The 14,912-nt window shown below is 62.4% G+C and carries 12 protein-coding genes; 10 read left to right on the top strand and 2 right to left on the bottom strand.

The features are described 5' to 3' along the window. The first annotated feature begins 349 nt into the window (after positions 1–349). The 7 genes from uvrC to C0V82_RS02160 all read left to right on the top strand — a co-directional run bounded on the left by uvrC (position 350) and on the right by C0V82_RS02160 (position 8,785). Positions 350–2,293, top strand: coding sequence for an excinuclease ABC subunit UvrC (gene uvrC, locus C0V82_RS02190; protein WP_102110934.1), 1,944 nt, complete (start codon positions 350–352; stop codon positions 2,291–2,293). A 59-nt stretch (positions 2,294–2,352) separates the two neighbouring features. Continuing rightward, positions 2,353–2,916, top strand: coding sequence for a CDP-diacylglycerol--glycerol-3-phosphate 3-phosphatidyltransferase (gene pgsA, locus C0V82_RS02185; RefSeq protein ID WP_102110933.1), 564 nt, complete (start codon positions 2,353–2,355; stop codon positions 2,914–2,916). Positions 2,917–2,923: 7 nt separating this feature from the next. Further along, positions 2,924–3,175, top strand: coding sequence for a molybdopterin converting factor subunit 1 (gene moaD / locus C0V82_RS02180; RefSeq protein WP_102113172.1), 252 nt, complete (start codon positions 2,924–2,926; stop codon positions 3,173–3,175). After that, on the top strand, positions 3,175–3,648 hold the full coding sequence (locus C0V82_RS02175) for a molybdenum cofactor biosynthesis protein MoaE (protein WP_102110932.1): 474 nt from the start codon (positions 3,175–3,177) through the stop codon (positions 3,646–3,648). Before moaD ends, C0V82_RS02175 begins: the two co-directional genes overlap by 1 nt. A 117-nt stretch (positions 3,649–3,765) precedes the next feature. Beyond that, the gene (locus C0V82_RS02170) at positions 3,766–4,986 is read left to right on the top strand and encodes a sensor histidine kinase (RefSeq protein ID WP_102110931.1); all 1,221 of its coding nucleotides are present in this window, start codon (positions 3,766–3,768) and stop codon (positions 4,984–4,986) included. A 217-nt stretch (positions 4,987–5,203) separates the two neighbouring features. Further along, positions 5,204–6,886: a methyl-accepting chemotaxis protein gene (locus tag C0V82_RS02165; protein WP_102110930.1), complete on the top strand. Its 1,683-nt coding sequence runs from the start codon at positions 5,204–5,206 to the stop codon at positions 6,884–6,886. Positions 6,887–7,102: 216 nt separating this feature from the next. Beyond that, positions 7,103–8,785, top strand: a complete 1,683-nt coding sequence (locus tag C0V82_RS02160; protein WP_102110929.1) for a methyl-accepting chemotaxis protein — start codon at positions 7,103–7,105, stop codon at positions 8,783–8,785. Positions 8,786–9,347: 562 nt separating this feature from the next. On the opposite strand, the gene C0V82_RS02155 is transcribed toward C0V82_RS02160, so the two are convergent. Beyond that, a complete protein-coding gene (locus C0V82_RS02155; RefSeq protein ID WP_102110928.1) occupies positions 9,348–9,830 on the bottom strand; it encodes a MaoC family dehydratase in 483 nt (160 codons plus the stop codon). Between the two features lie 113 nt (positions 9,831–9,943). Here C0V82_RS02155 and C0V82_RS02150 point away from each other — a divergent pair, with 113 nt between their 5' ends. From C0V82_RS02150 to C0V82_RS02140, 3 genes are all read left to right on the top strand, one after another. Beyond that, a complete protein-coding gene (locus tag C0V82_RS02150; protein ID WP_158659674.1) occupies positions 9,944–10,897 on the top strand; it encodes an alpha/beta fold hydrolase in 954 nt (317 codons plus the stop codon). A 48-nt stretch (positions 10,898–10,945) separates the two neighbouring features. Beyond that, on the top strand, positions 10,946–12,631 hold the full coding sequence (locus C0V82_RS02145) for a methyl-accepting chemotaxis protein (protein WP_102110926.1): 1,686 nt from the start codon (positions 10,946–10,948) through the stop codon (positions 12,629–12,631). 133 nt (positions 12,632–12,764) lie between these two features. Further along, entirely contained in the window at positions 12,765–13,523 is a 759-nt protein-coding gene (locus C0V82_RS02140) for a substrate-binding periplasmic protein (RefSeq protein WP_102110925.1), read from the top strand. A 24-nt stretch (positions 13,524–13,547) separates the two neighbouring features. On the opposite strand, the gene C0V82_RS02135 is transcribed toward C0V82_RS02140, so the two are convergent. Next, the gene (locus tag C0V82_RS02135; protein WP_102110924.1) at positions 13,548–14,294 is read right to left on the bottom strand and encodes a PhoH family protein; all 747 of its coding nucleotides are present in this window, start codon (positions 14,292–14,294) and stop codon (positions 13,548–13,550) included. Between the last annotated feature and the right edge of the window lie 618 nt (positions 14,295–14,912).

Genomic DNA, 14,912 nt, shown 5'->3' with positions numbered 1-14,912 from the left:
CCGGAATAGCCTTCATGACAGTTCGGTGTCTGCTTGACTTCCAAAAAACTCAATAAAATCAATGCAATGATTTTTCGTGCCTATTTTTTGGGCAATACGATGGAACCCGCAGAACCCCTGGCTTCACACCATCCTCCCCAGTACTTGTCCATAGACTTATCCACAGGTTTCGTGGAAATCATCTCCAGCCGTCCCCACCCATCATCGGCTGACCGGATGGGTGGCCGGTCCCGGTTACCGGTACCGCTTCCGGATATGCTCTATGACCTCCGGCAGCGGCAGAGGGGTGCAGGCGTTGCGTTTCAGCGGGTGATTGACCGGCGGGGCCGGATGCGCCACATGCTGGACCATGATCGACGATGCCGACCACAATCCACCCGCCCCCCTGCCCCCCGCCGACGCCGCAGCGCCCACGACGGCGCCGGGCAAGCGCAAACGCGCCGTGGCCGATCTGAACCGGGGGGTGGAGATCATCAAGGGCTATCTGCGCACCCTGCCCGACCGGCCGGGCGTCTATCGGATGCTGAATGATGAGGGGGACGCGCTGTATGTCGGCAAGGCGCGCAGCCTGAAAAAGCGCGTCACCAACTATACGATGCCGGTCAAGCTGCCGATCCGGCTGCAACGCATGATCGCCGAGACCACGCAGATGGAGTTCGTCACCACCCATACCGAGGTGGAGGCCCTGCTGCTGGAATCGAATCTGATCAAGAAGCTGATGCCGCGCTATAATGTGCTGCTGCGCGACGACAAGACGTTCCCGCATATCCTGATTACCGGCGGGCAGGATTATCCGCAGCTAACCAAGCATCGGGGCACGCGGACGGAGGCAGGGTCCTACTATGGCCCCTTCGCGTCCGCCGGGGCCGTGAACCGCGTGCTGACGGCGTTACAGCGGGCGTTTCAGCTGCGCACCTGCGCTGACACCATCTTCAACAGCCGCACCCGCCCCTGCCTGCAATTCCAGATCAAACGCTGTACGGCACCCTGTGTGGAGAAGGTAACGGCGTTTGAATATGCCGATCAGGTCAAGGAGGCCAAACAGTTCCTGGAAGGGCGCAGCCGCGACATTCAGACGGCGCTGGCCACCGATATGCAGGCGGCGGCAGAAGCGCTGGATTTTGAACGCGCCGCCAAGCTGCGCGACCGTATCCGCGCCCTGACCGCCATCCAGGCGCATCAGGATATCAATGTCGAGGGCGTGGATGATGCCGACATCATCGCCGCCTATCAGGAAGGGGGCAGCACCTGCATCCAGGTCTTCTTCTTCCGGGGTGGGCGCAATTACGGCAACCGCGCCTATTTCCCCAGTCATGACAAGGTGCTGGAGGTGGAGGAGGTCCTGGCCTCCTTCATCGCCCAGTTCTATGACAACAAGGCCGCCCCGCCGCTGATACTGGTCAGCCATGATCTGACCGAAGAGGCGCTGTTGCAGGAGGCGCTGAGTGTGCGCGCCGGGTCGAAGGTGGAACTGCACGCGCCCAAGCGCGGTGACAAGAAGCGGTTGGTCGATCACGCCATCACCAATGCCCGCGATGCGCATGGCCGCCGTCTGGCCGAGACGGGCAGTCAGGCCAAACTGCTGGCCGGGGTGGCGGAAGCCTTCGGCCTTTCCGATCCGCCCAAGCGCATTGAGGTCTATGACAACAGCCACATCCAGGGCGCGCATGCCATCGGCGGCATGATCGTGGCGGGGCCGGACGGCTTCATCAAGAACGCCTATCGCAAATTCAACATCAAGGCGCCCGAAGCTGCCGGCGACGATTTCGCCATGATGCGCGAGGTCTTTACCCGCCGATTCGAACGTGCCCTGAAGGAAGACCCGGAGCGGGCCGGCGAAACCTGGCCCGATCTGGTGCTGATCGACGGTGGCGAGGGACAGCTGGGTGTGGTGATGGAGGTGATGGCCGAACTGGGCATCGAAGACGTGCCTCTGGTCGCCATTGCCAAGGGGCCGGACCGTGATGCCGGGCGGGAACGTTTCTTCATGCCAGGCCGCCCGCCGTTTGGCATGGAGCATAAAAGCCCCGTCCTCTATTACCTGCAGCGCCTGCGCGACGAGGCGCACCGCTTCGCCATCGGTACGCACCGGGCCAAACGGGAAAAGGCCATCAGCGCCTCGCCCCTTGACGAGATCCAGGGAATCGGACCCCGCCGCAAGAAGGCTTTGCTGCTGCATTTCGGTTCCGCCCGCGCCGTGTCGCGCGCGGGGCTGGCCGATCTCCAGGCCGTGGAGGGGATCAGCGAGGCTGTCGCCAGAATCATCTATGATCACTTCCACGGGGAAGGATAGGATGCGCGCCACCGGCCCTCCCCAGGCGCCGGCCCCTTCACCATTCCGACTTGGCACCCATGCTGACCAGCCTGCCCAATATCCTGACCCTGTCGCGCATCGCCGTGATCCCCGTGATCGTGGCCCTGCTGTTCTTTCCGGGGAAATGGAGCGCCTGGACGGCGCTGGGCCTTTATGCGGCGGCCTGCATCACCGACTGGTTCGATGGCTATCTGGCCCGCATCTGGCGGGAGGAAAGCCTGATCGGCAAGTTCCTGGACCCCATCGCCGACAAGCTGCTGGTGGCCGCTGTCCTGATGATGCTAGCGGCGGTGGGCAAGATCGCGGGGCTGGCCGTTATTCCCGCCATCATCATCCTGCTGCGGGAGGTGATGGTGTCGGGCCTGCGCGAATTCCTGGCCGGCCTGCGCGTCTCCGTTCCCGTCAGCCAGCTTGCCAAATGGAAGACGGGTATCCAGATGGGGGCTATTGGCTGGTTGATCGTCGGTGCCGACGGGCCGGAGGGCTGGCCCGTCACCCTGATCGGGGAGGTGGGCCTGTGGCTGGCTGCCGCCCTGACCCTGCTGACCGGATGGGATTATCTGCGCGCCGGCCTGCGCCATATGCTGAACCCACAGGGGTGATCTTATGCTGAAGCTGCTCTATTTCGCCTGGTTGCGCACCAAGATCGGCATCGCGGAAGAACGGGTTGCCGTGCCCGATGGGGTGACGGATGTGGCGGGCCTGATCGGCTGGCTGCGCGATCGCGGCGATGGTTATGCCGAGGCGTTGGCCAATCTGGATGTCGTCAAGGTGGCCGTGAACCAGGAATATGTGCCTCTCACCCACCCCGTCGCGGCCGGGGACGAGGTGGCCCTGTTCCCGCCGGTGACGGGCGGCTGATGGCGGTCAGGGTCCAGCGGGATGATTTCGACATCGGGGCCGAACTGGCGACCTTGTCCGATGGCGATACCGGGATCGGCGGTGTGTGCAGCTTCACCGGTCTGGTCCGTGACCTGCACCCGCAGGCCGGCGAAGGGCCGGGCACCGTCCGCGCCCTGACGCTGGAACATTATCCCGGCATGACCGAACGGCAGCTGGAAGCCATTGAGGCAGAGGCGCGGGAACGCTGGCCCCTGTCGGCCTGCCTGATCATCCATCGGTATGGCCGGATGGAACCAGGGGAACGCATCGTCCTGGTCGCCTGTGCATCGGCCCATCGCGAGGCGGCGTTCGATGCCTGCCGCTTCATCATGGACTGGTTGAAAACCAAGGCGCCATTCTGGAAGCTGGAAGAGACGGGTGATGCGGGCCAGCGCTGGGTCGATGCGCGTCACAGCGATCAGAATGCCGCTGACCGCTGGTCTGACCGTTAGAGGTAACACCCACCGGCAATTCGTATCGCCCATGCGGTGGGGGCGGCAAGGTTGCAGGCGACAAGCGAAACTACCTGTGCCAAATATTAGGAACAGTGAAACTTCGCCCGCATTGACATGCATGTAAAGGACGATCCCGCCACGATCCTGGTCGTTGGCGGGGATAAATCCCGCTATCCGGCGCCAGCCGCGCTGAAACGGCTGTCGCCCCAGGTCGACCTGCGCCTTTTGAAATCGGAAGAGGAATTGCTGGCCTCATGCCGGTCGCGGCGGCCTGCCCTGCTGGTGCTTGACCTGGACGGCGTGGGCACGCCGTTGGGCCTGATTGCTAATGTCAGGGCGGCGGAACTGCCGGTGGAACCGACCATCATCATGATCGGCGACGATGTTTTGCCGCATCAACGGACCACCGCCGTGGAACTGGGCGTGCTGGAGGTGATGGAACGGCCAGAAACGCTGGCGGAGCTGCAAACCCGCCTGCTGGCCCATCTGCGGCTGCGTGACCGGTTGATCAAGGCGGAACTGGCCGCCGCGGAGCGCAACCAGCGCCTGACCGAGGCGATGGAGTTGCTGAAGATCGCCGAGCGGCGGTTGCTGGAACAAAGACCGGCACCGCGCGACAGCCGCACCACGACAGAAATGATCGCCAACGCCTCGCATGAGCTGCGGACACCGCTGCATGCCATCATCGGCTTTTCCGAACTGATCCGCGATGCCGCACACGGGGCCCATACGGACCCCCGCTATCCCGAATATGCCGTCGATATCCATCAGGCCGCGACCCATATGCTGGCCATTGTCGATGGCACCCTGGATTTGGCACGGGCAGAGGCCGGGGCCGATCCGCTGGATATCCGGGACATCGATATCGGACGCACCGTGCAGGACAGCGCGCGCATGCTGCGGCAGCTGGCGGAAGGTACCGGCATCACCCTGGATATCAAGGTGCCGGACGTGCCACTGCGCATCCGCACCGATCCTGAAAAAGTACGCCAGATCGTCATCAACCTCGCCTCCAACGCCATCAAGTTCACGCCGCGCGGTGGCCGCGTCACGGTGGAGGTGGCGGGGCTGGATGATGGTGGCGCTGTCATCCTGGTGATCCGTGATACCGGGGTGGGCATCGCCAACCAGGATATCGCCACCGCCATGAAGCCCTTTGGTCAGGTGCGTCAACCCGACAAGCCTCATCCGAAGGGAACGGGCCTGGGCCTGCCCCTGACCCGCCGTTTCGTGGAGATGCTGGGCGGCGCCTTGAATATCTCGTCCGTTCCGGGCCAGGGAACGGTCGTCAGCGTGCGCCTGCCCCCGGACGCTCCCGGCGCGGCCACTCAGTAACCGCCGGTAGCATTCGCCGCCATTATCCGACAGGCGGATAATGGCGGTTTCAATCTGTCCTATATCCTTGTGATAGTTTTCATCGCCCAAAAACGATTGGTCAATGCCCCTTGTCATACCGGGACGTTGATTGAATTTTAATAGTTTTCTCATTAACCTTATTACGCTTCCAACGCATTCCCCCAAATCTTTCAATCCGCTAATCCGGAGAGCAATAATGTTTAAAAATTTGTCGATCAAACTCCGCGTTCTCGCGGCGTTTGGGATCATTCTCGCCCTGACCGTGGCTCTCGGCGTGCTTTCGCTGGTACGGATGAATGAAATGTCGAGCGATGGGATGGTGATTGGCACCAACGCTCTACCTTCAGTGAAATTTGCCGGCGACATTTATACATCGGCTGTCCGTGCCCGCATGAACCAGTACCAGCATATCCTGGCCACCAACGATGAGCAGCGGAAGACGCTTGAAACACGTATGGAGGGCGCGCTGAAGGATCTGGAAACGGCAAAATCCAGCTATGCGGCGCTGATCAACGACAGTGATGAAAGGGCGATTTTTGACCGGGTCAGCGCCCTGTGGAATGAGAATATGCAGCTCTGGACGCAGGTCAGCGCCCTGTCGGCAGCGGAAAAGGATGTCGAAGCCGGCAACATGATGCGCGATGTGCTAACCCCGAAGTTCCAGGAGATGCAGGTTGAGATCAACAAGCTGATCCAACTGAACGAACGCACTTCAGAGGAACTGGTCGGGGACCTGGACCGGAATGCCAGCACCTCCCTGCTGCTGATCGGGTTGATGCTGGGTCTGGCCATGGCCCTGGCCATCGCCGCCGGCTGGTCACTGATTAGCGGTGTTGTAAAGCCGGTGCGCAGCATGACCGACACGATGAACCGTCTGGCCAAGCATGAGCTGACAGTGGCCGTTGAAGGCGGCGACCGGGGTGACGAGATCGGCGACATGGCCCGCGCGGTGCAGGTGTTCAAGGATGGCTTGATCGAGGCTGACCGTCTGGCCGAGGTGCAGAAACAGGAACAGGCCGCCAAGGAGGCCCGTGCGGCCCGCGTCAATGACCTGATCAAGGCCTTCGATGAGCAATCCTCCGCGGTCCTGCGCACCGTCAGTTCCGCCGCCACCGAACTGGACGCCACCGCGCAAAGCATGAGCGCCATTGCCGAGGAAACCAACCGGCAGGCTGCTGCCGCTGCCGCCGCTGCCGAGCAGACGACCGCCAATGTCCAGACGGTCGCCGCCGCTGCGGAGGAAATGGCCGCCTCCATCACCGAGATCAATACCCAGGTCAACCGCTCCAAGACCATTTCCGACCGCGCCTTCACCGAGGTTCGCCAGACTGACCATACCGTCGCGGGTCTGGCCGAGGCGGCGGGCAAGATCGGCGCCGTGGTGCAGCTGATCCAGGATATTGCCGGCCAGACCAACCTGCTGGCGCTCAACGCCACCATCGAGGCGGCACGGGCCGGAGAGGCCGGCAAGGGCTTTGCCGTGGTCGCATCGGAAGTGAAGGCCCTGGCCAACCAGACGGCCAAGGCAACGGAGGAGATCGCGGCACAGGTCAATTCGGTGCAGCAGGCGACCGACAGTTCCGTCTCCGCCATCCGCTCCATCGGCACCACCATCCAGTCCGTGTCGGAGATTGGTGCCTCCATCGCCGCCGCCATGGAACAGCAGGGGGCTTCAACCTCCGAGATCAGCCGCAATGTCACCCAGGCCGCAACCGGCACCCAGGAAGTGTCGGCCAATGTCAGCCAGGTGACCGAAGCCGCTGCACAGACCGGGGCATCCGCCACCCAGGTGCTGGGGGCGGCCAAGGAACTGTCACAGCAGGCAGAGCATCTGCGCGCACGCGTCGAACAGTTCCTGGCCGACATCCGCGCCGCCTGATCATAAAGCCCTGAAATCTGTTTCCGACAAGGCCCGCCCCTTCATGGGGGCGGGCCTTTTCTTTGCCCGGAAGACGCAGGAACAGACGCCCCTCCCGCACCACCGGTATTTCGTAACCTTAATTACTATCCTAACGCATAGATTGTTCAGCGCGACATACAGGCATATGACATTTGGTATAGTTCTTTTAGAGTGGCGGGTCCTTTAGGAGGGAATATGTTCAGTAATATCTCCATTCGCACACGCGTCATGGCGGCCTTTGGAATTGTCCTGGCCCTGACGCTGATGCTGGGCCTTCTATCCCTGAACCGTATGAATAGCGTGGCAAATAACGGCACCGTCATCGGAACGAATGCGCTGCCTTCGATCAAGGAAATCGAGGATATCTTCACGTCCGCACTGCGAACCAGGGTCAATCAATACCAGCACGTACTGGCCCTGAATGAAAAGGAAATGGATTACCTTGAGGGGCGGATGGAAGGTGCGCAGAAGGAATTCGAACAATCCCGGAAAAACTATGAGCAATTGATAAGCTCCAAAGATGAAAAGGACATCTACGACAGCGCGATGTCGAAATGGGCTGCCTATATGGCTAACTGGAAATCTGTCCATGCACTGTCCAGGCAAAACAAGTCTGAGGAAGCCAGTGCAATGATGCGTGATCAGCAGACGCCGCTGTTTTACAAGTTTCAGGAAGATATCAACAAACTGATCAAGTTGAACGAGGATGCTGCGGCCCAACTCGTTGGTGATCTGCAGACGACCACTCGCATGTCGTTGATCATCACGGCAGTGGTCCTGGCCCTGGCTACGGCACTGGCATTGGCCGCCGGCTGGTCACTGATTAGCGGCGTCGTGAAGCCAGTGCGCGGCATGACCGACACGATGAACCGTCTGGCCAAGCATGAGCTGACAGTGGCCGTTGAAGGCGGCGACCGGGGGGATGAGATCGGCGACATGGCCCGCGCGGTGCAGGTGTTCAAGGATGGCTTGATCGAGGCTGACCGTCTGGCCGAGGTGCAGAAACAGGAACAGGCCGCCAAGGAGGCCCGTGCCGCCCGCGTCAATGACCTGATCAAGGCCTTCGATGAGCAATCCTCCGCGGTTCTGCGCACCGTCAGCTCCGCCGCCACCGAACTGGACGCCACCGCGCAAAGCATGAGCGCCATTGCCGAGGAAACCAACCGGCAGGCCGCCGCCGCCGCCGCTGCCGCCGAGCAGACGACCGCCAATGTCCAGACGGTGGCCGCCGCTGCGGAGGAAATGGCCGCCTCCATCACCGAGATCAATACCCAGGTCAACCGCTCCAAAACCATCTCCGACCGCGCCTTTACCGAGGTCCGCCAGACCGACAATACCGTCGCGGGTCTGGCCGAGGCAGCGGGCAAGATCGGGGCCGTGGTGCAGTTGATCCAGGACATTGCCGGCCAGACCAACCTGCTTGCGCTCAACGCCACCATCGAGGCGGCACGGGCCGGAGAGGCCGGCAAGGGCTTTGCCGTGGTCGCATCGGAAGTGAAGGCCCTGGCCAACCAGACGGCCAAGGCGACGGAGGAGATCGCGGCACAGGTATCGTCGGTGCAACAGGCGACCGACAGTTCCGTCTCTGCCATCCGCTCCATCGGTACCACCATCCAGTCCGTGTCAGAGATCGGCGCCTCCATCGCCGCCGCCATGGAACAGCAGGGGGCTTCAACCTCCGAAATCAGCCGCAACGTCACCCAGGCCGCGACCGGCACCCAGGAAGTGTCGGCCAATGTCTCCCAGGTGACCGAAGCCGCTGCACAGACCGGTGCATCCGCCACCCAGGTGCTTGGGGCTGCCAAGGAACTGTCACAGCAGGCAGAGCATCTGCGCGCACGCGTCGAACAGTTCCTGGCCGACATCCGCGCCGCCTGATCCGCCGCACGATCACCGGCCCCTGCGATCCCTGGTGGCAGCACCAGCCCGGAACGCAGGGGCCGCAATCATTCAGGGGCAGTATGTGGGGTTCTGGACCGCCTGCAAAGACTTCACCCGGCCATAACTTCTGCCGCTGCACCCATCAACAGCGGATGGTCAAAGTTCACACAACGAACATCCAGCAATCCTTGCCGCGAATATTTGTCCACCGCACATTGGTGCCGGTTCAAGGCTTGTCGCCCCCCTGTTTTGCGATCCGGCATCGGTTAATGCATGCATGTGTCGCATAACGACGGGCATATGGCCCTTCCGCTTTTCCGTTCCGGAAATCCGTGAACATTTCCCAAATCCTCACTCAACACACTGATAATAAAAGATTTTTTACCCACACGCCGTGCACCGGCTAAATTAAGCCCCCATCCAACCAATGAGCATGCCCAAAAATTAGGCAAATCCAGGAGAGCCGCAGGCCGCAATGTTCCGGCGCGGTTACCGACCCCTTAGCCACAGACTTATCCACAGATTCTGGGGAGAGCTTGTGTCTCTCCCCCGGCGCCATTCAGACGGTGGTTTCACTGATCGCGGGGCGGGCAGGAACCATCACCATGGCCTCGCCATCAATCACGACGCGATCCCCGACAGTACAGATGGTGGACAGCATGGCACGGCGCTTTTCCGGGACCAGACCCGTCACCGTGACGGTGGTCGTCACCGTCTCCCCGATCCGCACGGGCGAGCGGAAGCGCAGATTCTGGGACATGTAGATGCAGCCGGGCCCTGGCAAGCGCGTGCCCAGAACCGTCGTGATGAAACAGGCAGACAGCATGCCATGCGCGATACGCCCACCGAACGGCGTCGCCCTGGCATATTCCTCGTTGAGATGCATGGGGTTTGTATCGCCCGAAATGCCGGCGAACATCACGATATCGGTTTCGGTAATGGTCCGGGCATAGACGCCTTTCATGCCCACAAACATGTCCTCGAAATAAAAGCCGGTCAGGTCGGCCGGGTCCAGGCCGGTGCGGCGGGCGATACTATCCATCGTAACGATGCTCCCAGGCTTGGCGGATGGGGCCCCTGCCCCGTAAGCTGCCGTCACAACCATAGGCTTGGCCCGGCGGGGCGGTCAAACCGGCGGAAAGGATGAGAGGCGGCGTGGAAAATAACGGAGCTTGGGCGCATGAGATGCTGTCGCTGCCCGATGGCACAAGGTTGCGCCTGTCGCGCTGGTGCCCGTCCGGCCCGCCCCTGCCCGATGATGCCGCGACCATACTGGTTCTGCCGGGCCGGGCGGCGCAGGTAGAGCGCTATGCCGAACTGGCTGTGGATTTGAGTGGGCGCGGGCTGCATGTCCTGTCCATGGATTGGCGGGGCCAGGGGGGATCGTCGCGCCTGCTGCCCGACCCGATGGTGGGCCATGCCGTTGATTTCGCGGCCTTCCTGGACGATCTGGATGCGGCCTTGGCGCATTGGCAGGACCAGATAAAGGGGCCGCTGATCGGGCTGGGCCATTCGATGGGTGGGCACATCCTGATGCGCCATGTGGCGGAACGGCCCCACCCGTTTGCCGGGATCATCGCCTGCGCCCCCATGCTGGGCATCAATGCGCCGATGCCGGACGGGATGGCCTGGCAATTGACCCGATGGGCCGTGCGCAACGGACGGGCAGAGCAATATGCACTGTTCCAGGGACCACGCTGGGCACCCAATCCCTTGCCCTTCAAGGGCAACCGCCTGACCAGCGACCCGCAGCGCTTCGCCCTGATGCAGGCGGTGATGGCGCGGGACCCGACTGTGGCGCTGGGCGGTGCCAGCTGGGGCTGGCTGCACGGGGCGCTGTCGTCCATCCGGCATTATTTTGATCAGGACCGGCTGGAGGATGTCACCGTCCCCACCCTGATCCTCTCGGCCCGCGCCGATCGCATCGTGCGCCCGCAGGCCCATGACCGGGCGGCCCGGCGGCTGCCGAACTGCACCCTCGTGCCCTTCCCCGTGGGTGAACATGAGCTGCTGATCGAAGCGGACCCGATCCGGAGCGCCGTTCTGTCGGCCATTGATAATTTTCTGGCGGGCTTGCCGGGAATAGACAAGCATAGGGGTAATTCATAAGGGTTACCCCCTGGGTCGCCAAACCAAAGCCTGTCAGAAGAAGACGATATGGATATCAGCCGCCTGTCCATCTCCGCCCGAATCCTGGGCATCATTGCCCTGCTCTCAATGCTCACCGTCAGCGTCGGTCTGTTCGCCTCTACACGGCTGGTCAGCACCGATGCTCAATATTCACGATTGCTGAATGGCGACCAGACGGCAGCGCTGGAGGTTGTACGCGCTGTGCGGGAACTGACGGCGGTCAGCCGGCAAAGCTACAAGCTGCTCTCCATGCCCGACGAGAAACGCATTCAGGAAGCCCATGATCGCGGTGTCCGCAATTTCGGGCAGGCATCGGGCCATCTGGACCGGACACGCGAGACCGCACCGCGCTATGCCTCACGCATCGCGGAAATCCAGAAGGACCTTCTGGCCAGCCAGGAGATTTTCAAGGAAATCGCGCCGGTGGTACGGGCCGGCAAACCGGCAGACGCGTTGGCCCTGGTCAGCGGACGGTTTGATCCCGCTATGGATGGCTTGCGCGACAAGGCCCTGAAATTGTCCGATGAACTTCGTGACGCGGTACATACCGAGTCCGTGGCCGCGACAGCGGATGCGCAGCAATCCCGGCTACTGGTGCTGGCCACGATGGGTATCGGCATCCTGCTGCTGGGTGGTCTTGCCTTCTATATCTCCACCTACACGATCGCACGACCCGTGGAGGCCGTGACGGCGGCCATGGCGCGGGTGGCGGACGGTGACCTGTCCGTTGTCGTTCCCGGATTGGGCCGCCAGGATGAGATCGGGCGGCTGGCAACAGCGCTGCAAACCTTCAAGGCCAACGCCGCACAAGCACAAAAGCTGGCCGAGGACGTTAAGCAAGCCGAGCAGCGTGCAGAGGAGGAGCGCCGCCAAGGCATGCTGAGACTGGCCGACAGTTTCGAGGCTGGGGTCATGGGCATCGTATCCCGTGTCGCGTCTGCCGCCAGCCACCTGAATGACAGCGCCGTGACCCTGTCGGCATCCGCCGAACAGGCGCGGGGCCAGACGGGCGTCGTTTCCGCCGCCACCGACCAGACCAGCGCCAATGTGCAGACGGTAGCGGCATCGGCAGAGCAGATGACCGCCTCCATCGGGGAGATCACGCGTCAGGTCGGGACCTCGGCCAGCATCGCGCGCGCCGCCGCCGAACGCGCCCAGGCCACCAACGGCACCATCCAGGCACTGGCGACAGAGGCCGATGCCATTGGGGCTGTCGTCAAGCTGATCGCCGAGATCGCCAGCCAGACCAACCTGTTGGCGCTGAACGCCACCATTGAGGCGGCACGCGCCGGAGAGGCTGGCAAGGGCTTTGCCGTCGTCGCATCGGAGGTAAAAAATCTGGCCAGCCAGACGGCCAAGGCAACAGAAGACATCTCCGCCCGTATCGCCGCCATTCAGCAGGCTAGCGGCGGGGCCGTGGCGGCAACGACCGAGATCACGCGGACCATCGCGGAGATAAACGAGATCGCGACCAGCATTGCCGCCGCCGTGGAAGAACAGGATGCCGCCACGCGTGAGATCGCCCGCAATGTACAGCAGGCGGCCATCGGTACCGCAGAGATCGCGGGCAATATTGGCGGCGTGCGCCAAGCCGTGGAGAGCACCAGCGGCAGCGCCACCGACCTCCTGTCGTCTGCCAGCGAATTGACGCGGGAGGCCGACGATCTGCGCCAGCAGGTAGAGAGTTTTATCGCCCGTGTACGGATCGGTTAACGTTACGGAAACCAGGACTGATGCTTATGGTCATACCGGCTGATATTGCGGCGCCTCACGGTCACCCATAGTTTCAGAGGCAGGTACCTTGGATGTGGGAAGGCTCATGCGGCGGCTACGATCACTGGCATTGATGTGCGGGTTGCTCCTGGCCCCGCTGCCGGTGGCAGGGGCTGAGGAATGGTCCTTCACCACCCTGGAATGGCCCCCCTTCTCTGGCAGTTTACCGCAGGGCGGGGCCATGACCACGGTCCTGCGTGCGGCCTTCTCCACCCAAGGTGAAGACCTCCGCATCACCACCTTGCCCTGGAAGCGTGCGGTAGCCGCCGCAATGCAGACGGATGGCCCCCATGTTGGCTTCTTCACGGCCACCAAAGCCGAATGCGATGCGGCCGGCGGCATCCTTTCGGAAAAGCCTATCGGGCATTTCCGTTACGCCCTGGCCCAGCGTCAGGAATTGCCGGTACGCTGGACAAAGCCTGACGACCTCTCCGGCCTGATGATCGGGGTGGTCGATGGCTATGATAATGGCCCCATCATCACCGATCTTAACAAACGCGGGCTGATCCGGCTGGACAGCGCGCCCACCGACAGCGCCAACCTGCGCAAGCTTCAGGCCGGGCGCATCGACGCCGCCGTGGTCGAAATCAGCCAGTTCGCGTTTCTGCAGCCCAAGGTGGGCCAGGCGCAGATTGCCCAGGGATTGTCGGCCCTGGTGCTGAACGAACGGCCCTTGGGGCCGCCGCAGTCGTTGCATGCCTGTTTCAACAAGGGCCACCGCGCCGCCCTGGCCCACGCCAGCCTGCTGCGCGGCTTGCAGAAGATCGACAGCCGGGAGCTGGCCGACCGCTATATGGAGCATCTGGGACAGGAAGGGGCCGTGTCGAACTGACGACGGCCCCGTCTCAAAGGCCCTTTACAGCACCGTCAGCATGCTGGCCACCAGCGGGTGACGCACGATGTCGGCATCGGCCAGACGGACGATGGAAATCCCCTCCACCACCTCCAGCCGGCGGGCAATATCGGCCAGTCCCGACACGCCGGGCAGCAGGTCCGACTGATCCGGGTCACCCGTCAGGACCATGGTGGAATGCCAGCCCAGACGCGTCAGCAGCATCTTGATCTGGGCATAGGTGCAGTTCTGCGCCTCGTCGATCACCACGAAGGCGTTGTTCAGCGTGCGTCCGCGCATATAGCCGACAGGCGCGATTTCGATGGAACCATCGGCCATCATGGCCTTCAGCCGCTTGGACCCCAACCGGTCAGACAACGCGTCATAGAGCGGGCGCAGGAAAGGCGCCATCTTCTCATTCACGTCGCCCGGCAGGTACCCGATGCTTTCGCCGGCCTCGATGGCGGGACGGGACAGGACGATCCGGTCCACTTCCCCCTTTTCCAGGGCCGTGACCGCCGATGAAATGGCCAGATAGGTCTTACCGGTGCCCGCGGGACCCAGTGCCAAGGTCAGGTTGTGATCCTTGATGGCCTGCATCAGCAGGGCCTGGCCCGCACTCATCGGCTTGACGGTGCGGACATAGGATTGCTCGCGCCGTTCGTCCCCCGCATTGCCCAACGGGTCCCAACCCGTCGACTGGCGGGGGAAAAGCGGCTGGACCTTGTTATCACTGCTGCTGGACGCGGGCTTGGACTGGCGCTTGGCCATCTGGCATCTCCTCACTTGCGGAAAAGGACATTGTCCGGTTGAAGCGGGAACGCGGCAGGACGGCGACGGGGCAACAAAAAACCGCACCCTCGGGTCGAGTGGTGCGGTTGGTGTGCTTGCCGTCGGACGGTCGATGCTGCTGTGGGCGGTGCGCCGGGTGCCGCGTTTCGCGGTGCCGCGCGGCCTGCCATGGCCGCTGCGCTGCGGGATGATGCTGCTGGGCAATGTGCCATCAACATGTATCCGATCCACCCCCATTTAGGATCAACAATAGGAACGTTACCCCATAAATTTTCAGCCGTCACCAGCCATTGCGGATGAAACGGAATATTCACACACTATCTGGTGACATACACCTTTCGGGAACCGATCCCGAGTCGGGCTTCGCGGGTGCAGTAGGAATGTTGGCAACGACGGCGTGGCACCATCGGAGTGGCAGACGGTTGCAACAGTGGCTATCCCATACCCCCAATCCGGCAGAAAAGGCATGGAAACGGTAACCGGGATGCCGGGTGCGGCACCTTCATATGGCCCCACCCGGAATAGATATTGTGGAACATCGGCGCATTGTCGCAAGATATGCCGCACGAAAAGCTTGCGTCGGCACGCGAAACGCGG

It is taken from the genome of Niveispirillum cyanobacteriorum, assembly GCF_002868735.1.
GTDB lineage: Bacteria > Pseudomonadota > Alphaproteobacteria > Azospirillales > Azospirillaceae > Niveispirillum > Niveispirillum cyanobacteriorum.
This window is presented reverse-complemented; position numbering and strand designations above follow the sequence as displayed.

Excerpts from the sequence above, each read along its gene's own strand:
- uvrC (WP_102110934.1), top strand. The coding sequence starts at position 350 with ATGATCGACGATGCCGACCACAATCCACCCGCCCCCCTGCCCCCCGCC.
- pgsA (WP_102110933.1), top strand. The coding sequence starts at position 2,353 with ATGCTGACCAGCCTGCCCAATATCCTGACCCTGTCGCGCATCGCCGTG.
- C0V82_RS02175 (WP_102110932.1), top strand. The coding sequence starts at position 3,175 with ATGGCGGTCAGGGTCCAGCGGGATGATTTCGACATCGGGGCCGAACTG.
- C0V82_RS02170 (WP_102110931.1), top strand. The coding sequence starts at position 3,766 with ATGCATGTAAAGGACGATCCCGCCACGATCCTGGTCGTTGGCGGGGAT.
- C0V82_RS02165 (WP_102110930.1), top strand. The coding sequence starts at position 5,204 with ATGTTTAAAAATTTGTCGATCAAACTCCGCGTTCTCGCGGCGTTTGGG.
- C0V82_RS02160 (WP_102110929.1), top strand. The coding sequence starts at position 7,103 with ATGTTCAGTAATATCTCCATTCGCACACGCGTCATGGCGGCCTTTGGA.
- C0V82_RS02155 (WP_102110928.1), bottom strand. The coding sequence starts at position 9,830 with ATGGATAGTATCGCCCGCCGCACCGGCCTGGACCCGGCCGACCTGACC.
- C0V82_RS02145 (WP_102110926.1), top strand. The coding sequence starts at position 10,946 with ATGGATATCAGCCGCCTGTCCATCTCCGCCCGAATCCTGGGCATCATT.
- C0V82_RS02140 (WP_102110925.1), top strand. The coding sequence starts at position 12,765 with ATGTGCGGGTTGCTCCTGGCCCCGCTGCCGGTGGCAGGGGCTGAGGAA.
- C0V82_RS02135 (WP_102110924.1), bottom strand. The coding sequence starts at position 14,294 with ATGGCCAAGCGCCAGTCCAAGCCCGCGTCCAGCAGCAGTGATAACAAG.